Below are 23,704 nucleotides of genomic sequence, written 5' to 3' on the forward strand. Positions count from 1 at the left end.
CCGGGAACGGACCCGGGCACAGATCCGGGCACAGATCCGGGCACAGACCCGGGGACAGACCCCGGCACAGATCCGGGGACCGACCCCGGCACGGATGAGCCGCGGACGGTGACCGGCGTGCCGGTGTCGACCGGCGCCACCGGCGTGCTGGCCGAGACGGGCGGGGGGCTGCCCCTCGGGGCAACCGCGCTCGGCATCGCGCTGCTGGTGTGCGGTCTCATCGCCGCAGGGGTGCGCACGGTTCGGCCGCGCGCCTTCCGGCGCTGAGACGACGGATGCCGCAGGCACATCGGCCTGCGGCATCCGTCCCTCGACCAGCTCGGGAACCCCCCTCGACCAGCTCGGGAACCCCCCTCGACGATCTCAGGAACCCCCTCGACCCGGTTCGCAGCTATTTGGCTGCGACCACCTGGAGGGTGATCACCGCGGTGAGGTCCTCGCCGAGACGAACGGTCGCCTCGTGCTCGCCCACCGACTTGATCGGGGAGGTGATGTGGATCTTGCGCTTGTCGAGCTCGCCGATCCCGGCGGCCTTGACGGCATCCGCGATGTCGGCGGTCTTGACCGAGCCGAACAGGCGGCCTTCCGCGCCGGCCTTGACGGCGAGGCGGACCTTGTCGGCCTCGAGCGCGTTCTTGAGGGCCTCGGCCTCTTCGTGGTCGTGGATCGCGCGCGCGTCACGGGCGGCGCGGATCGACGCCACCTGCTTCTCGCCGCCGCGGGTCCACGCCACCGCGAAGCCCTGGGGGATGAGGTAGTTGCGGGCGTACCCGTTCTTGACCTCGACCACGTCGCCGGCGCTGCCCAGCCCGGCGACCTCATTCGTGAGAATCAGCTTTGCCATCGGGGTGCTCCTCACCGACCTGCGCCGGCGTAGGGCAGGAGCGCCATCTCGCGCGCGTTCTTGATCGCGCGGGCGATCAGGCGCTGCTCCTGCACCGAGACACCGGTGATACGACGGGCGCGGATCTTGCCGCGCTCCGAGATGAACCGGCGAAGCGTGGCGACGTCCTTGTAGTCAATGACGCCGACGCGGATCGCCTTCGCGGGGGCAGCGTTCTTCGCGCCCTTCCGCGGCTTGCGGCGGTCGCCGCTCGACTTTCCAGCCATGGGTTTTCCTTAGTTCTGAGAATGGATGCCTCGGGTCGAGGCTCCGGGACTGTTGTGCTCCGACTCGCGTCAGAAGGGCGTGTCGTCGCCGTAGGCGCCGGGCGCGCTCCACGCATCGGCGCCGCCGCCGGCGGCGCTGGTGGAGCCAGGCGTCGACCACGGCTCTTCGGCGACCTGCTGCGGACGGGCCTGGCCGCCGCCACCGGACGCGGCGCGCGTGACCTGGGCGGTCGCGTAGCGCAGCGAGGGACCGATCTCGTCGATCTCCAGCTCGATGGCGGTGCGGTTGTTGCCCTCGCGGTCCTGGTAGCTGCGCTGCTTGAGGCGGCCGGTCGCGACGACCCGCATGCCCTTGGTCAGCGAGCCGGCGACGTGCTCGGCGAAGTCGCGCCACACGCTCGCGCGGAGGAACAGCGCCTCGCCGTCCTTCCACTCGTTCGCCTGCCGGTCGAAGGTGCGCGGCGTCGAAGCGATCGTGAAGTTCGCGACGGGAAGCCCGTTCTGCGTGTAGCGCAGCTCGGGGTCGGCCGTGAGGTTGCCCACGATGGTGATGATCGTCTCGCCGGCCATCGCCTTACGCCTTTCCTTCGGCAGGCTCAGGGCGGCGCTTGCGGGCGGCGCGCTCCTCGGAGCGCTTCGCCTCGGCGGCGACCTGGGCGATTGCCTCTTCGGCGCGCAGGACCTTGGTGCGCATGATGCGCTCGTCGAGCTTGAGCTGACGGTCGAGCTCCTGCGTGGCCTCGCTCGTGGCGGTGAAGTTCACGACGGCGTAGATGCCCTCGCTCTTCTTCTGGATCTCGTACGCCAGGCGGCGACGGCCCCAGATGTCGACGTTGTCGATCGTGCCCCCATCTTTGGTGATGACCTTGAGGAACTTCTCAAGGTTCGGGGCGACGGTGCGCTCGTCGATCTCGGGGTCGAGGATGACCATGAGCTCGTACTGATGCGTGTGCGTCACTAACCCACCTCCTTCGGACTCGAACGGCTTCCGGGCCTTTCCCGGAAGCAGGAGGGTGTGTGCAGGTGTCACGCCCGAGGGCGGACACCCTGAACAGTCTAGCGGATGCCCTGGCCCGTCGCCGCCGCCCGCTCTCCGGCGTGCACCCGGGGAAGCGCCGGGCCGCCCCCTACGCTGGAGGGATGGAGTGGACGAGCGACGTGGCCGCCGGCGACTGGCTGCGCGATCGCCTCGACGACCACCTCACCGCGAGCATGCACGGCGTCGTGCCGCGCGGCTTCCCGGCCTACGCACGCATCTTCCACCCCGCCGTCCGGGACCGGCCGGTCGGGCGGCCCTGGCCGCCGCTGCCGTACGGCCGGCACCGCCGCGAGTGGGACGCGTTCGACCACGCCCGTCCCGAGATCGAGGACGAGCGGGTGACGTGGACCGAAGCCGCGGCCGGCTTCGGCACGACGATGCATCCGCTCGCGCAGTGGCACCACCTGGTCGGCAAGCACCGCGAGGTCGAAGGTGAGGACGGACCGAGGGATGCCGCGGGCTGGCGCTATGCCGCGCCCGCCGAGGGCGACCTCGCCGCCGACCTGGTCGCCGTCGTCGCAGGGCACCTGTCCGCCCGCACGACGACGCCCGATGCCGGCCACGTCGCGCTGTGGGAGGGGTGGGGCGGCCTGGTCGGGTTCTACGGCGAGACGCCGTCGCGCACGTTCCTGACCTTCACCGACGACCCCGACTCCGACCGCCACAACGCGATGCTCGGCCGCAGCATCAGCGATTCGTTCAACAACGTCTTCCGCAAGCCCACGTGGCAGCCGGGCATCCTCCCCGACGAGGTCTCGAAAGGGCCTCGCCTCGCGCTTCCCGGCCGCGACCACATCCTCTTCCGCGGCGGCGTCGCCGAAGTGGCCGAGGCCGACTGGGTGCTCGGGGTGCCGTGGCGTGATCGCGAGGCCGAGGCCCACGGCTTCCCGCCGCAGGCGCAGTCGCCCAGCCTGATCTGGCCGGACGACCGTGCGTGGGTGCTGGTCACCGAGGTCGACTTCGACTCGACGATCGTCGCCGGCTCGCGCGACCTCATCGCCCAGCTGACCGCAGACCCGCGGCTGGAGGCGCTGCCGATCCCCGCCGGCGCCGACCTCACGTGGGACGGAGATCCGGTGAACCGATGACCACACCCGCGCATGTCCTGCCTTTCGACGCCCGCCCGCTCACCGAGCCGATCGACCCGCGCGCCGCACGTGCGTTCGCCCGGGAGCTGCGGGCGCCGGGCCGGGCGTCGGGCCGGGCGCCGAGCCTGTTCCCCGGGTCCGCTGTCTTCGGCCTGATCATCGCCGTCGTCATCCTGTTCGTGTTCGCCTCCGTGGGCGTCACGGTGGTGACCGCGTTCATCGGCGCGATGGCCGACGCCTCCGGACCGTCGATGTTCATCCCGCTACTGCCCCTGCTGCTGGTTGCGGGCGTGGCGATCGCCGTCGGGTCAGCGGTGTTCCGCGGCATCGGCGGCACGGCGGCGCGCTGGTACCGGCTCGACCGCTTCGCCCGCGCGAACGGGATGTCGTTCACCCCGCACGTGGGCGGCCCGGCCCTGCCCGGCATGATCTTCTCGCAGGGCAGCGAGCGGGCGGCGTCCGATCTCGTCCGCGGGCACAGCCCGCGGTTCGTGGAGTTCGCGAACTACCGCTACACGACCGGCTCGGGCAAGAACAAGACGACCCACCGATGGGGCTACGTCGCCGTCAAGCTCGACGTGCCGCTGCCGAACATCGTGCTCGACGCGACCGGCAACAACGGCCTGTTCGGGGGGTCCAACCTCCCGACGACCTTCGACAGGAAACAGCGCCTGAGCCTGGAGGGCGACTTCGACCGCTACTTCTCGCTCTACTGCCCGGCCGGCTACGAGCGCGACGCGCTGTACCTGTTCACCCCCGACATCATGGCCCGGTTCATCGACCACGCGGCGGCGCTCGACGTCGAGATCGCCGACGACTGGCTCTTCCTGTACGCCAAGCGCGACTTCTCCACGCTCGACCCGGCGACCTGGGCGTGGCTGTTCTCGGTGGTCGGCGCCCTGCTCGACAAGTTCGCGCAGTGGGCGCGGTGGCGCGACGAACGGCTGCGGGCGGATGCGGCATCCCCGCTGCCCTTCGCCGCGCCCGCCGCGGCGCTGCGCCCCCCGCCCGGCGTGGCGGCACCCGGACGGCGCCTCAAGAGGGGCGTGCCCTGGGCGACCGTCATCGCCGTCGCCGGGTTCCTGCTGTTCTGGCTCCTCATGCAGAGCGGGCTGTTCGCCGGAGTGCTCGGCGCCCTGTTCAATCGCTGACGGCGCGGCCCGGTCCGCGCAGCCCGAGGCGGCGCGCGAGGAGCGCCTGCAGCGGACCGGTCAGCAGCAGCACGGCCATCGCCCAGTACCCGATGCCGGGCACGAAGGCCGCGAGCAGGAAAGCGACGACGAACAGAGCAGAGGCGATCGCGTCGGCGAGGGTGCCTCCGCGCAGAGACCGCTCGGGCATCGAGTGCAGTGCGGGGTGACGCAGCACATACCAGCCGAGGATCGACGTCATCATGCTGATGAGGAACAGCGCCCCGATGTAGATCGCCTTCTGCGCCAGGCTGTCCGGCAGCAGGCCCACGACGGCAGTCGCCACGGGAAGCCACACGATCGTGAACATCCAGACGACCGAGAGGACCAGCAGGCCGCCGGAGACCCGATGCACGCGCGAGAACAGGCGATGATGACTCAGCCAGAACGCGGCGATCAGGACGAAGCTGAGCGCGAAGCTGATGAGCGGCTCCACGTTCTCCTCCACCCACGCCCCGGCGGTGAGGTGCTCGCGGGACGCATCGAAGACGCTCTCCATGAGCGGCAGGATCAGCAGCGTCATGGCGATCGCGACCACGGCATCGGTGAACGCCTTCAGCCGCTCAGCACTGGGCAGGCCCGTCGGCGTCTCGTCCGTGGCCATCGCACCGTGCTCGTCGGTCACCCCTGCTCCGCCTCCGGCTCCAGCGTGGCCCGCCACTGCTCGCGCCGCACCGCCTGCTCGACGGGGTCGGGCACGGGAAGCGATGCGATGAGCCGGCGGGTGTAGTCGTCGGTGGGCTCCCCCAGAACCTTGGCGGTCGGTCCCTCCTCGGCGATGCGGCCGTGGTGCAGCACCGCGACCCGATGCGCCAGCAGGTCCACGACCGCGAGGTCGTGGGTGATGAACAGCGTCGCGAAGCCGAACCGCTCCTGCAGCTCGCGGAACAGGTCGAGCACCCGCGCCTGCACCGACACGTCCAGCGCGCTGGTGGGCTCATCGGCGATCAGCAGCTTCGGATCCAGGGCGAGCGCACGGGCGAGCGAGGCGCGCTGCCGCTGGCCGCCGGACAGCTCATGCGGGAAGCGGTCGCCGAAGGCGGCCGGCAGCTGGACCGCCTCGAGCAGCTCATCGACCTTGGGCCGGGCGGCGGCGACATCGCGGGCGCCGCCGTGCACGATGAGCGGCTCCGCCACGTTCTGCGCGATCGTGCGCAGCGGGTTGAAGCTCGTCGCCGGGTCTTGGAAGACGAACCCCAGTTCCTTGCGGTGGCGGCGGAAGACGCGCTCCTTGACCCCGTTCATCTCGGTGCCGAGCACCCGCAGCGAGCCGCCGGCGACCGGGGTCAGCCCCGCGATGGCGCGGCCGATCGTGGTCTTGCCCGATCCGCTCTCGCCGACCAGGCCCAGCACCTCGCCCGGCGCGATCGTGAAGCCGACCCGGTCGACGGCCCGGAATGCCGGGCGCCCGAACCGGCCGGCGTACTCGATGACGAGCTGGTCGGCCACGACGACCGGCTCCTGCGGCTCGTCGGTCTCGGGAAGCCGGCGATCGGTGATCTGCAGGCGGGGCACCGCGTCGAGGAGCTTCTTCGTGTAGCCGTGCTGGGGCGCGTCGAACAGCTCCCCCACGGGCGCCGTCTCGACGATCTCGCCGTCGAGCATGACCGCGACGCGATCGGCCAGGTCGGCGACGACCCCCATGTTGTGCGTGATGAGCACGATCGCGGTGCCGTCTTCGTCGCGCAGGCGCCGCAGCAGGTCGAGGATCTCGGCCTGCACCGTGACGTCGAGCGCGGTGGTGGGCTCATCGGCGATGATCACCGTCGGGTCGAGCGCGAGCGCCATCGCGATGACGATGCGCTGCTTCTGACCGCCGGAGAACTGGTGCGGGTAGTCGTCGACGCGACGCCCGGGTTCGGGGATGCCGACGCGGTCGAGCATCTCGACGGCGCGCTTCTTCGCCTCCGCCTTGCTGTACCCGCCGTGGGCGCGCAGGCCCTCCGCGAGCTGCCACCCCACCGTGTAGACGGGGTTGAGCGCCATCGAGGGCTCCTGGAAGATCATCGCCGCCTTGGTGCCGCGCACCTGCCGCAGCGCGCCCTTGTCGAGCCGGGTCACGTCGGTCCCGTCGAGCACCACGGCACCGCGCACGGTCGCCGTCTCGGGCAGCAGTCGCAGGATCGCCCGCGAGGTCACCGTCTTGCCGCTGCCGGACTCGCCGACGATCGCGAGCACCTCGCCGCGGCGGACGTCGAGCGTGACGTCGCGCACCGCGTGCACGTCGCCGCCGTCCGTGGCGAAGATCACGTCGAGGCCGCGGATGTCGACGGCCGGGCTGTCGGTCGCGCTCATCACTCCACCTCTCCCAGGATCTCGCGGGTCACCGGCTCGGAATCCGCCACCGCGTCGGCCGGGGTCTGGCGGCCGGCGCGCCGGCGGGCACGCAGCCGCGGGTCGGCGAGGTCGTTGAGGCTCTCGCCGATCAGCGTGATGCCGAGGATCGTCAGCACGATCGCGGTGCCCGGCGGGATCGCCGTCCACCAGATGCCGGCGGCGACGTCGCTGATCGACTTGTTGAGGTCGTAGCCCCACTCGGCGGCGGCGGTCGGCTCGATGCCGAATCCCAGGAAGCCGAGGGCCGCGAGCGTGGCGATCGCCTCGGACGCGTTGAGCGTCACGATCACCGGGAGCGTGCGGGTGGCGTTGCGCAGCACGTGGACGAACATGATGCGCGGGGTGGACGCGCCGATGACCTTGGCGGACTCCACGAACGCCTCGGCCTTCACACGCACCACCTCGGAGCGCACGACCCGGAAGTACTGCGGGATGAACACCACGGTGATCGACACCGCCGCGGCCATGACCCCCGGCCACAGGCCGGACTGTCCGCCGCTGATCGCGATGGCGGCGACGATGGCCAGCAGCAGGGTCGGGAAGGCGTAGATCGCGTCGGCGACCACCACGAGCACGCGGTCGACCCAGCCGCCGAGGTAGCCGGAGAGCAGACCCAGCAGGATGCCGATGAACACCGACAGCGCCAGGGCGACGAGGATGACCAGGAGCGCGGTCTGGGCCCCCCAGATCGTCCGCGAGAGCACGTCGTACCCACCCACGGTCGTGCCCAGCCAGTGCTCGGCGCTGGGCGGCTGCTGCGCCCCGAAGGTGCCGTCCGGTCCCCGCAGCTGGTCGTACCCGTACGGCGCGATCCACGGCGCGAACGCGGCGAACACCAGGAAGATCGCGGTCAGCGCGAGGCCGGCCACCAGCATCCCGCGCTGCAGTCCGACGGACTGGCGCAGCTGGTGGACCACGGGGAGGCGGTCGACGAGGCGGAGCTTGGCCATGTCAGTACCTCACCCTCGGGTCGAGGAACGCGGCGACGATGTCGACGACGAAGTTCGTCACCGCCACGATGATGGCGATCATCGCGACGATGCCCTGCACGGCCACGAAGTCGCGCGCGGCGAGGTATTTGACGAGCTGGAAGCCGAGCCCCTGCCACTCGAAGGTGGTCTCGGTGAGCACGGCGCCGCCGAGCATGAGGGCGATCTGCAGCCCGATGACGGTGATGATCGGGATGAGCGCCGGCTTGTAGGCGTGCTTGCGCACCAGGCGCGCCTCGCCGACCCCGCGGGAGCGCGCCGCGTCGATGTACGGCATGTTGTAGGTGCCGATCACGTTGGTGCGCACCAGACGCAGGAAGATGCCGGCGGTCAGCAGCCCCAGCGTGAGCGCGGGCAGGACGGCATGCGAGAGCACGTCCCCCACGTAGGCGGGGTTGCCGGACGCGATCGCGTCCACGAGGTACAGCCCGGTGTCGAGCCCTTCGCGTTGCAGCGCCAGCTCGGTGCGCACGCCGGCGCGTCCACTGACCGGGAACCAGCCCAGCCACACCGAGAAGACGAGCTTGGCGACCAGGCCGGAGAAGAACACCGGGGTCGCGTAGAAGAGGATCGCGCTCACGCGGAGGACGGCGTCCGGGGTGCGGTCTCGCTTGGCGGCGGCGATCATGCCGAAGGGGATGCCGATGATGAACGCGACGATCAGCGCGTAGACGACCAGCTCGAGCGTCGCCGCACCGTAGGTGGCGAGCACCTCGGTGACCGGCTGGTTGTCGGTGAGGGTCGTGCCGAAGTTGCCGGTGAGGATCTGGCCGAGGTATTCGAAGTACTGCACCACGATCGGCCGGTCGTAGCCGGCCTCATGGATGCGCTCCTGGAGCTGGTCGGGAGGAAGGCGGCCGCCCAGTGCGGCGGTGATCGGGTCACCGGTGAGGCGGATGAGGAAGAAGACGAGCGTGACGAGGATCAGCACCGTGGGGATCATCAGCAGGAACCGCACCAGCACGTAGCGGCCGAGCCGGCTGCCGCCCTTGCGGGTGGTCGGCGGCGCCTCGAGCGCGGGCGGCGGCTGATCGATCGGCGCCGGGCCGAACGCGGCACCGCCGGGTTCGCCTGCACCGAGCCCCGTCGAAGCGTCCGTCATGGGGTGAGCCTACTTCCCGGTGGGTGACCTGACAGGATGCTGGGGCGATCCGCTGCGGGACCGCCCCAGCATCCTCGGGTTCGCTACTTCGTGACCGGTGCGAAGCGGAACTTGAACGACGCGTCGAGGATGACCCCGTCGACGTCGATGCCCGCCACCGCGACCTGCGCGCCCTGCAGGAAGGGCACGGTCGACAGCTGCTCGGCCACCAGCTGCTGGATCTCCTCGATCTCCTGGGTGCGGGCGGCCGGATCGGTCTCCACCGCCTGCTGCAGGATGAGCTCGTCCACGGCCGGGTCGCTGAAGTGGTTGTTCAGGAAGTTGTCCGTCAGGAAGAACGGCGTCAGGTAGTTGTCGGCGTCGGAGTAGTCCGGGAACCAGCCGAGCTGGTAGGCCGGGTACACGTCGGCGACGCGGTCCTTGTTGTACTGGACCCACTCCGTCGACTTGAGGTCGACGGCGAACAGACCGTCTGCCTCGAGCTGCGACTTCACCAGGGCGTACTCGTCGCCCGAGGACGGACCGTAGTGGTCGGGGTTGTACTGCAGGCTCAGCTGCACCGGGATCTCGACGCCGGCGGCCTCGAGGGTCGCGCGGGCCTTGTCGGCGTCCGGACCGCCGTTGCCGTCGCCGTACAGCTCCTTGAGCACCTCGGTGGCACCGTTGAAGCCGGCCGGGACGAAGGAGTACAGCGGGGTGTAGGTGCCCTTGTAGACCTGAGTCGAGATCTCCTCGCGGTCGATCAGGTCGGCCACCGCCTGGCGGACGGCGAGCGCCTTGGCCGCGTCGGCCTCTGCGGTCTTGGCGCCGTACGGCTGCGTGTCGAAGTTGAACACGATGTAGCGGATCTCACCGCCGGGGCCGTCCACGACCTGCACGTTCTCGTTCTTGCTGAGATCGTCGACGTCCGTCGCCGAGAGGCTGCGGTACGCCACGTCGATGTCGCCCTCCTGCACGGCGAGCTTGAGGTTCGACGAGTCGGCGAAGTAGCTCAGGATGACGCCCGAGTTCTCGGCCGGGTCGAGCAGGCCCTGGTAGTTCTCGTTGGGCTCGAACTCGACGGTCTTGTTGAAGTCCCACGACGTGATGCGGTAGGGGCCGCCGAAGGCGTCCGCCGCCACGATGTCCTGGTCGGGGGTGATCGCGTCGGCCGCGAACACCTCGTCGTCGACGATCGCGCCCGGGAAGCTCGTCAGGATGTAGGGGAACACCTGGTCGTTGGCCGACTTCAGGTGGAAGACCACCGTCGTGTCATCCGGCGTCTCGACGCTCTCGAGGTTGTACAGCAGGCTCGACGCGCCGTTCGGGTCGGCGATGGCGAGGTTGCGGTCGAACGAGAACTTCACGTCTGCGGACGTGAGGTCGTTGCCGTTGGCCCACTTCAGGCCGGCAGGCAGCGTGACGGTGTACTCGGTCGGCGAGGTGAACTCTGCCGACTCGGCCAGGTCGGGCACGACCTCGGTGCTGTTGTAGTCGGTGTTCACCAGGTAGGGGAAGACCTGGGTCTGCACGGCCAGCGAGCCGTTGTCGTACGAGCCGGCCGGGTCGAGGGTGGTGACCTTGTCGGTGGTGCCGACGATGATGGGCTCGTCCGAGCCGCCCCCGTCGGTCGCGGTGCCGCCCCCGCCGCCGGCGCAGCCGGCGAGAAGGAGTGCCGAGGCCCCGAAGGCCCCGATGGCGAGGGCGAGGCGCCCCCGCCCGGAGTGGTGCAGTGACATAGTGCTACCTCTGCTGTGAAGGGATCGGCCGCGTCTGATTGGCGCGGTCCATCTCGATATTCTTCGCCTCGCGGACGTCTGCATCAATTCAGTGAACGATTCGTAACCAGACTGAAACCCGCGGCGGGGCCGGTCCAGGCGGCACCGGCCGTGGTGATGCCGGGCGTCGAGTTGCTATCCTGCTGGTGTCTTCGGACCGCTCCCGGCGCCAGGCCGACCGTGAGTGCTTCTCTTTCCTGTGAAGACGCCGACGCCAGGCCGGTCGGCGCCCGTCATGCAGGAGGAAGCATGAGCATCACCCTCGACCGCAATCGCATCGCCGAGCTGACCGCCCGCGAGGCCAAGCGCCTCGACGAGCGCACGACCGCGTCGCGCGACATGTACGAGCGCGCCAGCAGGCACCTGTCCGGCGGCGTCGCGTCGTCGTACCAGCTGCGCGACCCGTGGCCCATCTACATCGCCCGCGGCTCGGGTCCGAAGGTGTGGGACGTCGACGGCAACGAGATGTGGGACTTCCACAACGGATTCGGCTCGATGGTGCAGGGGCACGCGCACCCCGCCATCGGCGCCGCGATCGCCGCGCGCTACCCGCAGGGGACGCACTTCGGCTGCCCCACCGAGGACGACGTCACCGTCGCCGACGAGCTGGCCCGCCGCTTCGGGCTGCCCAAGTGGCGCTACACCAACTCCGGCTCGGAGGCGACGATGGACGCCATCCGGATCGCCCGCGCGGTCACCGGCCGTGACACGGTCATGAAGATCTTCGGCTCGTACCACGGCCACCACGACACCGTCATGGTGTCGATCGGCGTCGAGTACGACAAGATCGGCGACCGCGAGAACCTCGCCTCGCTGGCCTACGGCGCGGGCATCCCGCAGTCGGTCGTCGACATGACCGTCGCCGTCCCCTTCAACGACGCCGGCGCCATGGAGCGCCGCATCGAGCGCCTCACCGCCGAGGGCCGCAAGCCCGCGTGCGTGATCATGGAGGCCGCGATGATGAACCTCGGCGTCGTGCTGCCCGAACCGGGCTACCTCGAGGCGGTGCGCGAGATCACCCGCAAGCACGGCATCGTGCTCATCTTCGACGAGGTCAAGACCGGCCTGACCGTCGCCCCGGGCGGCGCCACCGACAAGTTCGGCGTGCTGCCCGACATGGTCACCCTCGCCAAGGCGCTCGGCGGCGGCCTGCCCTCGGGTGCGATCGGCGGCACCGAGGAGGTCATGGCGGTCGTCGAGGACGGTTCGGTCTACCAGGTGGGCACCTACAACGGGAACCCGTTGACGATGGCCGCCGCCCGGGCATCCCTCGAAGAGGTCCTCACCCCCGAGGCGTACGCGCACCTCGACCACCTCAACGACCGCATCGTCACCGGCTGCCAGGCCGTGGTCGACAGGTACGACCTGCCCGGCTACGCGGTCGGCATCGGCTCGAAGGGCTGCGTGACCTTCTCGACGACCAAGGTCGTCGACTACGAGACCTTCAAGGAGAACCAGGATGCGGCGCTGGCCGACCTGGCGTGGCTGTACAACCTGAACCGGGGCATCTTCATGACCCCCGGCCGCGAGGAGGAGTGGACGCTGTCGGTGACCCACACCGACGAGGCCGTCGATGCGTACATCGCCGTGTTCGACGAGCTCGCCCGCGAGCTCACCGCCTGACACCGTTCAGGGGCGGGTCTCCCACCACGCGCGCAGGCGACGCTCGGCCTCCTCTTCGCCGAGGAGGCCCTCGTCGAGCCGCAGATCCAGCAGGAACCGGTACGCCTCGCCGACCTCGCGCCCGGGCGTGATCCCGAGGATCTCCTGGATCTGATTCCCGTCGAGCTCGGGACGCATGGCATCGAGCTCCTCCTGCGCGGCGAGGGCGGCGATGCGCCGCTCGATGTCGTCGTACGCCGCGGCCAGCCGCGCGGCCTTGCGCTTGTTGCGGGTGGTCACATCGGCGCGGGTGAGGATGTGCAGGCGCTCCAGCTCGTCGCCGGCGTCGCGGACGTACCGGCGCACCGCCGAGTCGGTCCACGCGCCCTCGGCGTAGCCGAAGAAGCGCAGGTGCAGCTCGATGAGCTTGGTGACGCTGTCGATGGTGGCCGCGTCGAACCGCAGCTCTTTCAGGCGCTTGCGCGCCATGCGCGCGCCCTTCACGTCGTGGTGGTGGAAGGTCACCGCGCCGCCGGGCTCGAGCCGGCGGGTGGACGGCTTGCCGATGTCGTGCAGCAGGGCCGCGAGCCGCAGCGGCACGTCGGGCGCGGCATCCGGATTCCGGGTCTTCTCGAGCTCGATCGCCTGCCGCAGCACGGTCAGCGAGTGCTCGTAGACGTCCTTGTGGTGATGGTGCTCGTCGACCTCGAGCCGCAGCGCGGGGATCTCGGGGAGGAACTCCTCGATGAGACCGGTCTGGACGAGCAGGCGGATGCCCCGGCCCGGGTCGTCGGTCTGCAGGAGCCGCACGAGCTCGCCCTGGATGCGCTCGGCGCTCACGATGCGCAGCGTGGCGCGCAGCTGCTCGATCGCATCGACCGTGGCCGGATCCACGTGGAACCCGAGCTGCGAGCTGAAGCGCGCCGCCCGGAGCATGCGCAGCGGGTCGTCGCCGAAGCTCACCCGGGGATCGGCGGGTGTGCGCAGCTCGGCGCGCACGAGGTCTTCGACGCCTCCTGTCGGGTCGACCAGGCGGCGCGACGGCACCCGCAGCGCCATCGCGTTGACGGTGAAGTCGCGCCGCGCCAGGTCGCCTTCGAGCGTGTCGCCGAACTCGACGGTCGGCTTGCGGGTCACGCCGTCGTAGCTGTCGGCGCGGTACGTGGTGATCTCGACCTGGTCGCCGGCCACCTTGGCCCCGATCGTGCCGAAGTCGCGTCCGACGTCCCACCGCGCGGTGCTGATCGGCTTCACGATCCGCAGGATGTCGTCGGGCCGTGCATCCGTCGTGAAGTCGAGGTCGTTGGTCGCCCGGCCCAGCAGCGCGTCACGCACCGGACCGCCTACGATCGCGAGCTCGTGGCCGGCGGCGGCGAACGCGTCGGCGAGCGCCGCGACCGGCGCCGACTCCGCGAGAGCGCCCAGGCGGGCGACGCCCTCGGCCATGTTCAGCATGGGTTCGAGCCTAATCGGGTGATCGCAGGCACCCTGATCCGCATCGGACCTCAGGCGAAGCGCAGGAACCCGGTGAACAGCAGCTCGCGCACCCCCGGCAGCAGGTCGGCACGCAGCGTCGCGGCATCCACCTCCATGAGCTCGGCGATGGCGGCGACGAGCGCGCCGACGGTCAGCTCGCCGTCGCACGCGCCGACCAGGGCCGCCAGGGCCGGGTCGACCGACCGCACCCGCGCCAGCGCTCCGCCCTGGCGCAGCTCGATGACGGTAGGGTCGTCGTCGCCGGGGCGCAGGTGGCGGGCCTCGGTCACGTCCGGCGAGACGACGAGCGTGGATGCCTCCAGCCCGCCGTCGTCGGTGAGCTCGAGGCGATCGTGGGCAGCCAGCGCCTGGGCCAGGTGCGCACCGAGCCCGGACGGGTCGACGGCCTGCGGGAGGCGCTCGTACCGCGCGAGCGTCGGCGCGCCCGCGAGCGGGCGGCGCAGCAGCACGTAGCCGAAGCCGATCTCGGCGACCCCGCGTTCGGCGAAGTCGTCGAGCCACTCATCGACGAGCGCCGCATATCCTTCGCGCCCGGGCGCGGTGCCGCCGTCGCGCACCCACAGCTCGGCGTAGGCGATCGGGTCGAGCGCCTCGCGCTCGATGACCCAGGCGTCCAACGGCACCGGCGAGCGCTCGACCCACTCCTGCACGCGGTCGAGGCCCGTGCGGCCGCCGTGGGTCTCCCAGTTGCCGAGCAGCTGGGCGACGCCGCCGGGCTCGAGCACGTCGCCGACGCCGGCGATGAACGCGGCGACCAGGTCATCGCCCGCGAAGCCGGCGTCGCGGTACTCGTACTCGGGCACCCCGCCCGAGCGCGGAGTGATGACGAACGGCGGATTCGACACCACCCGGTCGAACCGCTCACCGGCCGCAGGCTCGAACAGGCTGCCCAGACGCGTCTCGATGCCGTCCGCACCATTGAGCAGCGCGTTCAGGCGAGTGAACGCCAGGGCGCGCTGCGAGACATCCGTCGCGACCACCTGCGCCCGGCGTCCGCGCAGGGCGCGCAGGGCCTGGATGCCGCATCCCGTCCCGACATCGAGCACCCGCCGCGCCGGCGTGGGCAGCTGGAGCGCAGCCAAGGTCAGCGACGCCCCGCCGACCCCGAGCACGTGATCCTCAGGGAGCGGGCCGCCCAGGGCGGTCTCATCGAGGTCGCTCGCGACCCACCAGTGGACCGTGCCCGCCGCATCCTCCAGCTCCTGCGGCCGCACCAGGGCCTCCGGCACGACCTCATCGCCGGCGACGCGGGCCAGCCCCAGGGCGACGAGTCCGTCCGCGCCGCAGCGCGGCAGCGCCGCCATGACGTCGGCGGCCGGCTGCGGCATCCCGAGCACGAGCAGCCGCCCCAGCACCGCGAGCGCGTCACGCCGCTGACCGAGGGCACGCAGCGCGGGGGACGGCAGCCCGCGCACGATCGCGTCGTCGGCGAGCGGTCCCCAGGCGGAGCGGAGCACGGATGCCGTGAACCCCGCGGCACGCAGATCATCGGCGAGATCGCGGCAGCGCGCGGGGTCGGGCTCGGGCAGGACGCGAGTGCTCACCTTGTCATTCAACCGCCCGCCTGCGGGGTTCGCCCAGGGCGCTCTCGTAGAATCGTGCCGCCAGGTGAAGCGAGATGACCGCACGGTCGTGAATCGCGACCGAGCAGAATGCACATGACCGTGACCTCCCCCGCATCGGGCATGACCGCACGCCGCGCCCGCGGCCCCCGCCGCGGTCTGCATCCGCGAGCCCGGCGTCTCCGGGCACCTGCGATCGCAGGGCGGGCCGCGGCCGCGCTCACGGTGCTGGCGCTGCTGCTGGGTGGCGTGGTGCCCGCCGCCGCCGAGACGACCCCGGAGCCGACCCCCGCCCCGACCGCACCGGGCGGCGTGCGCTTCACGCTGTCTCCGATCAACGCCGGCATCGTGCCCGAGGGCGGGCAGCTGACCGTGTCGCTCACGATCACCAACGACACGCCGGTCGCGGTCCCCGCGGGCGATCTCGTGCTCGAGCTGGGCGACACCGCGATCGACGATCGCGGCGCGCTCGAAGCGTGGCTCGCCGGCGACACCTCGGGTGTGGCGACCGAGCCCGTCGCCGATGCTCCGGCGCCTCCGCTGGAGGCCACCAGCGCCGTCACCGAGGGAGTCGTGGTCGCCGCCGACGATCCGGCGCTGCAAGAGCGGGCGCCCGGCGTCTATCCTCTGCTGGCCCGCTACGAGCGTCCCGGCGGCGACGTGATCTCCACGAGCGCGATGATCGTGCCCCGCGCCCCCGGCGTGACGACCCCCGTCGGCGTCGTCGTGCCCATCACCGCCGGGCCGGCGACCGCGGGAGTGCTGCCCGCGGAACAGCTCATCGAGCTGACCGCCCCGGACGGATCACTCACCGAGCAGTTGCATGCGGTGTCGGGCACCGGTGCGATCATCGCCGTCGACCCCGCCATCGCCGCGTCGATCCGGGTGCTCGGCGACGCCGCCCCCGACTCTGCGGTGGACTGGCTGGAGCAGCTCGAGCTGCTTCCCAACCCCCGCTTCGCGCTGCAGTACGGCGATGCCGACGTCGCGACGCAGCTGGCCGCCGGGCTGCCGGAGCCCCTGCAGCCCACGTCGCTGCAGAGCTACATGTCGCCGGCGGACTTCCCCGAGATCACGCCGACGCCCACACCCTCCCCCCAGGCGACCGAGCCGTCAGTCGAGCCCGACTACCCCGACCTGGACACCCTGCTGGAGATCGGCGGTGGCCGCGGGGACGTGTACTGGCCGGCACCGGGCTTCGCCGACAGCGCGACGGTGCAATCCCTGGCGGCGCTGTCGACCGGCGAGATCGAAGCACTCACGATCGTCGGTTCGGTCTCGACGGGGATCGACGCCGCTGCCGTGCCCGCCCGCGCCGTGGTGGGCGACGCAGCGGCGCTCGTCTACGACTCGTCGGTCTCGGACTGGCTGACCCAAGCGTCCGTCACCCCGGAGAACGTGCTGCGCGGTCGCCCGCTCACGGCCGCGGCCGCGCTCCTCTCGCTCGCCTCCGACGCCGCGGACGGCGCCCCGCTGCTGGTCGCCCTCGATCGGGACGCCGACCGCACGCGCATCGCCCTGTCCGCCGCGATCGACACCGCGGTCGCGCTGCCCACGACCCGCTCGGCGTCCCTCGTCGAACTGGTCAATGCGACGCCGCAACCTGTCGAACTCGCCGAATCGGCGATCGACCCCGCGCGGGTGGCGCAGGCATCCGCCCTCTTCGCGGACGAGGACGACCTGGCCGCGTTCGCGACGATCCTCGACGACCCCTCGGTGCTGACCGGCCGCGAGCGCGCCGAACTCCTGCAGCTGCTCGGAGTGGGGTGGGTCGCGGACCCGGCGGCGTGGATGCAGGCGGCGATGGAGCACCGTGAGGCGACCACCGCCACCCTGGGCGCCGTGTCGATCGTCCCGCCCAGCCACATCAACCTGCTGAACACCGCGGGCCCCCTGCAGTTCTGGGTGCGCAACGAGCTGCCGTATCCCGTGCAGGTCGTGCTCGTGGCCACACCGGACGATCTGCGGCTCGACGTGCAGCGACAGACCCCCGTCGACAACGCGACCGCGTCGAGCAACACCCGCGTCGCGGTGCCCGTCGAGGCCCGCATCGGCAGCGGCGACGTGACCGTGCGCCTGCAGCTGCGCGGTCCGACCGGCGTCGAGATCGGCGGCCCGGAGTCTGCGGAGGTGTCGGTGCGCGGCGACTGGGAGGGGATCGGCATCACGATCGTCCTCGTGCTCATCGGCGGCTTCCTCACGCTCGGACTCGTGCGCACGATCCTGCGCAAGCGCGGCGAACGCCGTGCGGCAGAGGATGCTGCTGCGGACGATGCCGCGGCCGGCACGGGCGCGGAGGAGGAGCGGTGAGCGGCATCGGCCGGGCGAGCGTGCTCATCGGCGCCGGCACCCTCGTCTCGCGGGTGACGGGCCTGCTCCGATCGGTGGTGCTGGTCTCGGCGATCGGCGCCGCGGCATCCGCCGACGCGTTCTTCGTCGCGAACCAGCTGCCGAACACGATCTACATGATCGTGTCCACCGGCATCCTCACCGCGGTCATCGTCCCGCAGATCGTGCGCGCGAGCGCCGCACACGACGGCGGCTCGGCGTTCATCTCGAAGCTGTTCACGCTGGGCACCGTGATCCTGCTGCTGGTGACCGGCATCTCGGTCGCCTGCGCGCCGCTGCTCGTGTCGGCGTACGCCCCGGCGTTCTCGGACGACCAGCGCGCCCTCGCGCTCGCCTTCGCGTACTGGTGCCTGCCGCAGGTGTTCTTCTACGGCATCTATGCGCTCGTCGGCGAGACGCTCAACGCGCGACGGGTGTTCGGGCCGTTCACCTGGGCGCCGATCGTGAACAACATCGTCTCGATCGCCGGCTTCGGGCTGTTCATCGTGCTCTTCGGCGGCGGGCAGCCCCCCGTCTCCGCGTGGACGCCCGCGATGATCACTGTGATCGGCGCGAGCGCGACGCTGGGCATCGTGCTGCAGGCCGGGGTCCTGCTGATGTTCTGGCGCCACACCGGCGCACGCCTGCGGCCCGACTTCCGATGGCGCGGGATGGGGCTGCGCAACATCGGCCAGCTGGCCGGCTGGACGTTCCTCATGGTGCTGGTCACCCAGCTGGCCGCCCTGGTGCAGTCGGCGGTGTACTCCACGGCATCCGACGCCGGCGAACCCGGTCAGGCGATCGCCGGCAACGCCGCGCTGATCTTCATCCTCCCGTACTCGATCATCGCCCTCTCGATCGGAACCCCGTACTTCACGCAGCTGAGCGAGCACGTCGCCGCCGGGCGCAGAGCCGAGGTGCCGCGCGACGTCGGCGCGAGCGTCCGCTCGATCACCCTGCTGATCGTGGTGTCGGCGGCGGCCCTCGCCGCGGCGGCAGTGCCGGCATCCCGTGTCTTCACGACCTCCGCCGACCAGGCCGTGCAGGCCGCGGTCGTGCTGGGCGGGTTCCTGGTGGGGCTCATCCCCATCGGCATCCTGTTCACCGTCCAGCGCACGTTCTACGCGTACAACGACACCCGCACCCCTTTCGTGTTCACCCTCGTGCAGGCCGCGATCGCCGCAGGGCTCGCGCTCGCGGCGCTGGCGCTGCCGGCCGACATCCGCACGGCGGGCGTGGCGCTCGGCCAGTCGATCTCGATCGTCGTGCAGGTGGTCATGGCGACCGTGCTGCTGCGCCGGCGGGTGGGCGACCTGCGCGTGCGGAGATGGATGCTGGCGCTTGCCCGGTTCCTCATCGCCGCCGTGCCGGCGGGTGCGGCGGGGTGGGGCGTGTTCCTGCTGCTGGGCGGCGCGGACGGGTGGACGGCCTCATCGCAGCTGCTGGGCGCGGTGGGGGCGCTGATCATCGCCGCGGTGGTCGCGGTGGTGTACTTCGCACTGCTGTTCGCGCTGCGCGCCCCCGAGCTGTCGGTCGCCGTCGGCATGCTGCGCAGGGTGCGCCCGAAGCGCTGATCGGCGCGCTCGGCGAGCGCCGGAATGCCGCCCGGTTAGCATGTGTTGAAGCCTTTGAAGCAACGGAAGGGGCGCTCGCTGTGCGTCAGGTCATCATCGTCGGTTCGGGCCCCGCGGGCTACACGGCCGCCATCTACGCCGCACGCGCCAACCTCGAGCCGCTTGTCGTGGCGAGCTCGGTCGAAGCCGGCGGCGAGCTGATGAATACCACGGACGTGGAGAACTTCCCCGGCTTCCCCGACGGCATCCAGGGCCCCGAGCTCATGGAGAAGATGCAGGCGCAGGCCGAGCGCTTCGGCGCCGAGGTGCTGTACGACGACGTCGTCTCGCTCGAGCTCGAAGGCGATGTGAAGCGGGTCACCCTCGGCAGCGGCACCGTGCACGAGGCGGAGTCGATCATCATCGCGACCGGGTCGGCGTACCGCAAGCTGGGCCTGCCCGGCGAGGAGCGTCTGTCCGGTCACGGGGTCTCGTGGTGCGCGACCTGCGACGGCTTCTTCTTCCGCGAGCGCGTCATCGCGGTGGTCGGCGGCGGCGACTCGGCGATGGAGGAGGCGACCTTCCTCACGCGGTTCGCGTCGAAGGTGTACGTGATCCACCGTCGCGACTCGCTGCGGGCGTCGAAGATCATGCAGGAGCGCGCGTTCGCCAACGAGAAGATCGAGTTCGTGTGGAACGCCGAGGTGGTCGACATCCTCGGCGAGGACACGGTGACCGGCGTGAAGCTGCGCTCCACCGTCGACGGCACCGAGAGCGAGCTCGCGGTGGAGGGCGTGTTCGTCGCGATCGGCAACGACCCGCGCGTGCACCTGGTCCACGATCAGCTCGAGCTGACGCCGGAAGGCACGATCAAGGTCGACGGGCGCTCGTCGCGCACCTCGCTGCCGGGCGTGTTCGCCGCCGGCGACGTCATCGACCCGACCTACCGCCAGGCCGTGACCGCTGCCGCCAGCGGCACCGTCGCGGCGCTGGACGCCGAGCATTACCTGGCTGCGCGCGGCGAGGCCGGCGCGCCCGACGTCTACGACGACGAGATCTCGGGGCGCCCCGAAGCGGACGCGGCGTAGGAACATCCGAGCCGGTGCGGGCGTTGCACCCCACGAAGACTTCCGGGCGCGCGCCCGGAGACAAGGAGCAGACATGACCGCCAAGGCGACGACATCCGCCACCTTCCAGCAGGACGTCCTCGAGGCCGACGGACCGGTCCTCGTGGACTTCTGGGCCGCGTGGTGCGGGCCGTGCCGCATGGTGTCACCCGTGCTGGACGAGATCCAGTCCGAGCACCCGGACAAGATCACGGTGCTGAAGCTGAACGTCGACGAGAACCCCGACCTCGCGGCGAAGTACCAGATCACGTCGATCCCCGCCATGAAGGTGTTCAACAAGGGTCAGGTCGAGACCACGATCATCGGCGCCAAGCCGAAGTTCGCGCTCGAGCAGGACCTCGCGAAGTACATCGGCTGACACCGCGCTTCGCTCGCTTTCCCCGGTGATTCTCGCGATTCACCGGGGCTTTCTTTTTCATGCCTTTGTCGGCATCCAAGGAATCAGGATGCTTCGCCGGTCCGCACCGTCGCGTCCCAAGTGCGGTAGGACTCCGTGTCTCCGGCCAGGCGCCACACCGCTCGGGTCAGCGACGGATGCTCGAGCGCGACCTGGCGCAGCATGCGGAAGTGCGCCGCACGGGAGGGACGCAGGCCCCCGCCGGCGGTGATCAGCTCGGCGCGCAGGGTCAGGACGACCAGCTCGTCCACCGTCGGCAGGTCCTCCATGAACTCCCACGGGTCCTCGCCTCGGCGAAGCCGCTCGAGCACGAGCACGTCGAGCTCATCGGTTGCTTCGGCGCGCAGCACCTCGAGGCTCGCGCGCCGGCGAAGCGGCTCGTCGTGTTCGGTCACCCCTCCAGCGTAAACGCCGCGGCGCCGATGGCGGTGCGGCGTGCTCAGAAGTCGCCGAATGCCGGCTCCCCCAGCTCCGCAAGGATCCTGTTGAGATCACCGATTGTCGCGAAATCTATCGTGATCTGGCCTTTTCTTGCAGTCAGCGAGACCTTGACCCGAGTGTTGAGCCGGTCCCCGAGCCGCTCAGCGACTTCGTCGAGGTGACCGCGACGACCCGCCTGCGGCTTGGGCAGACGCCGGCGCGAGGCATCCGAACCCTTCGCCGCCGCCTCGGCCGCGCGGACCGACAGATCCTCGTTGACGATCTTGTCGGCGAGGCGCTGCATGGCGTCGACGTCGTCGAGGGACAGGATCGCGCGGGCGTGCCCGGCGCTCAGCACGCCCGCGGCGACGCGCTGCTGCACCGGGATGGGCAGCTTGAGCAGGCGGATCGTGTTGCTGATCTGCGGACGGGAGCGCCCGATGCGGCTCGCGAGCTCTTCCTGGGTGATGCCGAAGTCCTCCAGGAGCTGCTGGTAGGCGGAGGCCTCTTCGAGCGGGTTGAGCTGCGACCGGTGCAGGTTCTCGAGCAGCGCGTCGCGGAGCAGGTGCTCGTCGGACGTGTCCCGGACGATCGCGGGAATCGTCGTCAGCCCCGCGTCACGGGCGGCGCGGGTGCGGCGCTCGCCCATGATGAGCTCGTATTCCCCGTCGTCGTTCACCCGCACGACGACCGGTTGCAGCACACCGAACTCGCGGACGGAGTGCACGAGCTCGGCGAGATCGTCCTCGTCGAACACCGAGCGCGGCTGACGAGGATTGGGCACGATGCTGCTCGGGTCGATGTGCAGCAGGCGCGCGCCCGGGACGGCGAGGAGGTCCTCCGTCGGCTCCTCCGCAGGTTCAGTGGTCGTGCGGCCGCTGAAGAACACGTCTGCCGGCCGTGATTCCGCCGGCTCCGCCGTCGGGATCAGGGCCCCGATTCCGCGCCCCAGCCCAGTCCGCTTCGCCATCAGCGCGCTCCTTCTTCGTCAATGGCGGCCCGTTCGCCGCGTTGGATGATCTCGACGGCCGCCTCGCGGTACGCGATGCCTCCGGCCGAGTTGCCGTCGTACGCGATGACCGTCTGCCCAAAGCTCGGTGCTTCCGAGACCCGGACCGAGCGCGGGATCACCGTGCGCATCACCTCGTGCGGGAAGTGCTCGCGCACTTCCTGCGCGACCTGCTGCGCGAGATTGGTGCGGCCGTCGTACATCGTCAGGAGGATCGTCGAGACCCGCAGACCCGGGTTGAGATGCTTCTGAATCATCCGCACGGTGCCCAGCAGCTGGCTGAGGCCCTCCAGGGCGTAGTACTCGCACTGGATGGGGATGAACACCTCGTGCGCGGCGACGAAGGCGTTGATGGTGAGCAGCCCGAGCGATGGCGGGCAGTCGATGAGCACGAAGTCCAGCTGATCGCCGTGCGCGGCGAGGTACTCCTCCAAAGCGGTGCGGAGCCGGTGCTCGCGGGCGACTTGCGAGACGAGCTCGATCTCGGCGCCGGCGAGATGGATCGTGCTGGGCGCGCACAGCAGATTGGGCGATTCCGGGCTGACCTGGATGATGTCGGAGATCGGGAAGTCGTCGATGAGAACGTCGTACACGCTGGGCGTGTCGGCGGTGTGCGGAACCCCGAGCGCCGTCGACGCGTTGCCCTGCGGGTCGAGGTCGATCACGAGCACGCGTGCCCCCACCGACGCGAGCGCAGCGGCCGTGTTGACCGTCGTGGTCGTCTTGCCGACGCCACCCTTCTGGTTCGAGACGGTCATCACCCGGGTGCGGCCCGAGAGCGTGACATCCACCCCTTCCAGGGCGCGGCGCCGCGCGGTGAGGTCTGCGAGTTCGCGCGCCAGCGGCGTGTCGAAGTCGAACGGATCCGTGGCAGCCGGCGCGGTTTCACCGCTCGACTGTCCTTGGCTTGGCGAATCGTCGGCGGGGTGCTCTGCGGGTGGTGCGGGTGCTGGTGCCGAGGCTGCTGAACGGCCCTCCTCGACCTCCGAAACGGTCGATGCGGCGGGTTGTTTCACGTGAAACGAAGGGGTGTTCGCGTGCTCGTCCATGCCGCCCTCCACTCTAGTCGACCCCTCCCCGGCCACCTGTTGCCCGCGCCCCGTTCCACGTGAAACATCGCGCACCTCGACAGCCTCGGCGTCCACTCCACTCCGCTCCCCGAGCCCGTCTGCTCCCCGAGCCCGTCGGCTCCGCTCCCCGAGCCCGTCGAGGGGCCGCCACGCGCCTCGACAAGCTCGGCGTCCGCTCCCGTCCGCTCCCCGAGCCCGTCGAGGGGCAGCGCTTGTTTGGGGGCGCTTCCCGCGCCTCGACAAGCTCGGCGTCCGCTCCCGTCCGCTCCCCGAGCGTGTCGAGGGGCGCGCTTGCCACCGTGCCGCCTCACGCGCCTCGACACGCTCGGCGACCGCTCCGCTCCGCTCCGCTCCCCGAGCGTGTCGAGGGGCCGTATCGCCCGCCGCGACCAACTCCGCGTCCAGCGGCCTGCGCCGCGTCGGGCCGCCCGTTCACTCCCGTCGCCGCTTCGCACGTGACGCAGCCTTCAGGTCCTCGATCCTGCCTGCGATCAGCGCGGCCTTCTTCGTGTGTCCCCACCCATGCA

General features: G+C 70.8%; 22 protein-coding genes. 8 read left to right on the top strand and 14 right to left on the bottom strand.

The genetic code is table 11. From position 1 onward, the window contains the following. Window positions 1-267, top strand: a 267-nt coding sequence (locus ACIWQI_RS04345) for a hypothetical protein (protein ID WP_396655887.1), incomplete at its 5' end; no start/stop codon positions are given. 124 nt (window positions 268-391) lie between these two features. On the opposite strand, the gene rplI is transcribed toward ACIWQI_RS04345, so the two are convergent. From rplI to rpsF, 4 genes are all read right to left on the bottom strand, one after another. Next, on the bottom strand, window positions 392-844 hold the full coding sequence (gene rplI / locus ACIWQI_RS04350) for a 50S ribosomal protein L9 (RefSeq protein WP_396655888.1): 453 nt from the start codon (window positions 842-844) through the stop codon (window positions 392-394). A gap of 11 nt (window positions 845-855) precedes the next feature. Next, window positions 856-1,110: a 30S ribosomal protein S18 gene (rpsR, locus tag ACIWQI_RS04355; protein ID WP_396655890.1), complete on the bottom strand. Its 255-nt coding sequence runs from the start codon at window positions 1,108-1,110 to the stop codon at window positions 856-858. A 69-nt stretch (window positions 1,111-1,179) separates the two neighbouring features. After that, complete coding sequence (locus ACIWQI_RS04360) at window positions 1,180-1,680, bottom strand: single-stranded DNA-binding protein (RefSeq protein ID WP_396655891.1); 501 nt, start codon at window positions 1,678-1,680, stop codon at window positions 1,180-1,182. 4 nt (window positions 1,681-1,684) lie between these two features. Continuing rightward, complete coding sequence (gene rpsF / locus ACIWQI_RS04365) at window positions 1,685-2,041, bottom strand: 30S ribosomal protein S6 (protein ID WP_396656123.1); 357 nt, start codon at window positions 2,039-2,041, stop codon at window positions 1,685-1,687. 209 nt (window positions 2,042-2,250) lie between these two features. Between rpsF and ACIWQI_RS04370 the strand changes: the two genes are divergently transcribed. Both ACIWQI_RS04370 and ACIWQI_RS04375 read left to right on the top strand, forming a co-directional pair. Then, window positions 2,251-3,237 carry a hypothetical protein gene (locus ACIWQI_RS04370; protein WP_396655892.1) on the top strand — a complete coding sequence of 329 codons (987 nt, stop codon included), beginning with the start codon at window positions 2,251-2,253 and terminating at the stop codon, window positions 3,235-3,237. Then, window positions 3,234-4,388: a hypothetical protein gene (locus tag ACIWQI_RS04375; RefSeq protein ID WP_396655894.1), complete on the top strand. Its 1,155-nt coding sequence runs from the start codon at window positions 3,234-3,236 to the stop codon at window positions 4,386-4,388. Before ACIWQI_RS04370 ends, ACIWQI_RS04375 begins: the two co-directional genes overlap by 4 nt. On the opposite strand, the gene ACIWQI_RS04380 is transcribed toward ACIWQI_RS04375, so the two are convergent. From ACIWQI_RS04380 to ACIWQI_RS04400, 5 genes are all read right to left on the bottom strand, one after another. Then, window positions 4,378-5,052 (bottom strand): TMEM175 family protein, encoded by a 675-nt coding sequence (locus tag ACIWQI_RS04380; RefSeq protein ID WP_396655895.1) that lies wholly within the window; start codon window positions 5,050-5,052, stop codon window positions 4,378-4,380. The two genes, ACIWQI_RS04375 and ACIWQI_RS04380, sit on opposite strands and share 11 nt — an antisense overlap. Further along, entirely contained in the window at window positions 5,049-6,722 is a 1,674-nt protein-coding gene (locus ACIWQI_RS04385; RefSeq protein ID WP_396655896.1) for an ABC transporter ATP-binding protein, read from the bottom strand. The genes ACIWQI_RS04380 and ACIWQI_RS04385 overlap by 4 nt, the downstream gene beginning before the upstream one ends. After that, the gene (locus ACIWQI_RS04390; protein ID WP_396655897.1) at window positions 6,722-7,714 is read right to left on the bottom strand and encodes an ABC transporter permease; all 993 of its coding nucleotides are present in this window, start codon (window positions 7,712-7,714) and stop codon (window positions 6,722-6,724) included. The genes ACIWQI_RS04385 and ACIWQI_RS04390 overlap by 1 nt, the downstream gene beginning before the upstream one ends. A gap of 1 nt (window position 7,715) precedes the next feature. Further along, entirely contained in the window at window positions 7,716-8,855 is a 1,140-nt protein-coding gene (locus tag ACIWQI_RS04395; protein WP_396655898.1) for an ABC transporter permease, read from the bottom strand. A gap of 83 nt (window positions 8,856-8,938) precedes the next feature. Next, complete coding sequence (locus ACIWQI_RS04400) at window positions 8,939-10,573, bottom strand: ABC transporter substrate-binding protein (protein WP_396655899.1); 1,635 nt, start codon at window positions 10,571-10,573, stop codon at window positions 8,939-8,941. 288 nt (window positions 10,574-10,861) lie between these two features. On the opposite strand from ACIWQI_RS04400, the gene ACIWQI_RS04405 reads away from it, so the two are divergent. Beyond that, entirely contained in the window at window positions 10,862-12,235 is a 1,374-nt protein-coding gene (locus ACIWQI_RS04405) for an aspartate aminotransferase family protein (protein WP_396655900.1), read from the top strand. A gap of 6 nt (window positions 12,236-12,241) precedes the next feature. Here the strand turns inward: ACIWQI_RS04405 and ACIWQI_RS04410 are convergent, their stop codons facing one another. Next, window positions 12,242-13,669, bottom strand: coding sequence for a CCA tRNA nucleotidyltransferase (locus tag ACIWQI_RS04410; RefSeq protein WP_396655901.1), 1,428 nt, complete (start codon window positions 13,667-13,669; stop codon window positions 12,242-12,244). A gap of 50 nt (window positions 13,670-13,719) precedes the next feature. Further along, complete coding sequence (locus ACIWQI_RS04415; RefSeq protein ID WP_396655902.1) at window positions 13,720-15,255, bottom strand: methyltransferase; 1,536 nt, start codon at window positions 15,253-15,255, stop codon at window positions 13,720-13,722. A 114-nt stretch (window positions 15,256-15,369) separates the two neighbouring features. Here ACIWQI_RS04415 and ACIWQI_RS04420 point away from each other — a divergent pair, with 114 nt between their 5' ends. The 4 genes from ACIWQI_RS04420 to trxA all read left to right on the top strand — a co-directional run bounded on the left by ACIWQI_RS04420 (window position 15,370) and on the right by trxA (window position 20,639). Continuing rightward, window positions 15,370-17,583, top strand: coding sequence for a DUF6049 family protein (locus ACIWQI_RS04420; protein WP_396655903.1), 2,214 nt, complete (start codon window positions 15,370-15,372; stop codon window positions 17,581-17,583). Beyond that, on the top strand, window positions 17,580-19,175 hold the full coding sequence (gene murJ, locus ACIWQI_RS04425) for a murein biosynthesis integral membrane protein MurJ (protein ID WP_396655904.1): 1,596 nt from the start codon (window positions 17,580-17,582) through the stop codon (window positions 19,173-19,175). Before ACIWQI_RS04420 ends, murJ begins: the two co-directional genes overlap by 4 nt. A gap of 80 nt (window positions 19,176-19,255) precedes the next feature. Next, window positions 19,256-20,242 carry a thioredoxin-disulfide reductase gene (gene trxB, locus ACIWQI_RS04430; RefSeq protein WP_396655905.1) on the top strand — a complete coding sequence of 329 codons (987 nt, stop codon included), beginning with the start codon at window positions 19,256-19,258 and terminating at the stop codon, window positions 20,240-20,242. A 73-nt stretch (window positions 20,243-20,315) separates the two neighbouring features. Then, on the top strand, window positions 20,316-20,639 hold the full coding sequence (trxA, locus tag ACIWQI_RS04435; protein WP_396655906.1) for a thioredoxin: 324 nt from the start codon (window positions 20,316-20,318) through the stop codon (window positions 20,637-20,639). Between the two features lie 83 nt (window positions 20,640-20,722). Here trxA and ACIWQI_RS04440 read toward each other — a convergent pair whose 3' ends face one another. From ACIWQI_RS04440 to ACIWQI_RS04450, 3 genes are read right to left on the bottom strand one after another with little or no spacing between them, the layout of a single operon-like run. Continuing rightward, a complete protein-coding gene (locus ACIWQI_RS04440) occupies window positions 20,723-21,073 on the bottom strand; it encodes a tryptophan synthase subunit alpha (protein WP_396655907.1) in 351 nt (116 codons plus the stop codon). A gap of 44 nt (window positions 21,074-21,117) precedes the next feature. Then, complete coding sequence (locus tag ACIWQI_RS04445) at window positions 21,118-22,068, bottom strand: ParB/RepB/Spo0J family partition protein (protein ID WP_396655908.1); 951 nt, start codon at window positions 22,066-22,068, stop codon at window positions 21,118-21,120. Then, window positions 22,068-23,156: a ParA family protein gene (locus tag ACIWQI_RS04450; protein ID WP_396655909.1), complete on the bottom strand. Its 1,089-nt coding sequence runs from the start codon at window positions 23,154-23,156 to the stop codon at window positions 22,068-22,070. The genes ACIWQI_RS04445 and ACIWQI_RS04450 overlap by 1 nt, the downstream gene beginning before the upstream one ends. Window positions 23,157-23,704: the final 548 nt, after the last annotated feature.

Source organism: Microbacterium sp. (assembly GCF_044508325.1).
In the GTDB taxonomy this organism is placed as follows: domain Bacteria; phylum Actinomycetota; class Actinomycetes; order Actinomycetales; family Microbacteriaceae; genus Microbacterium.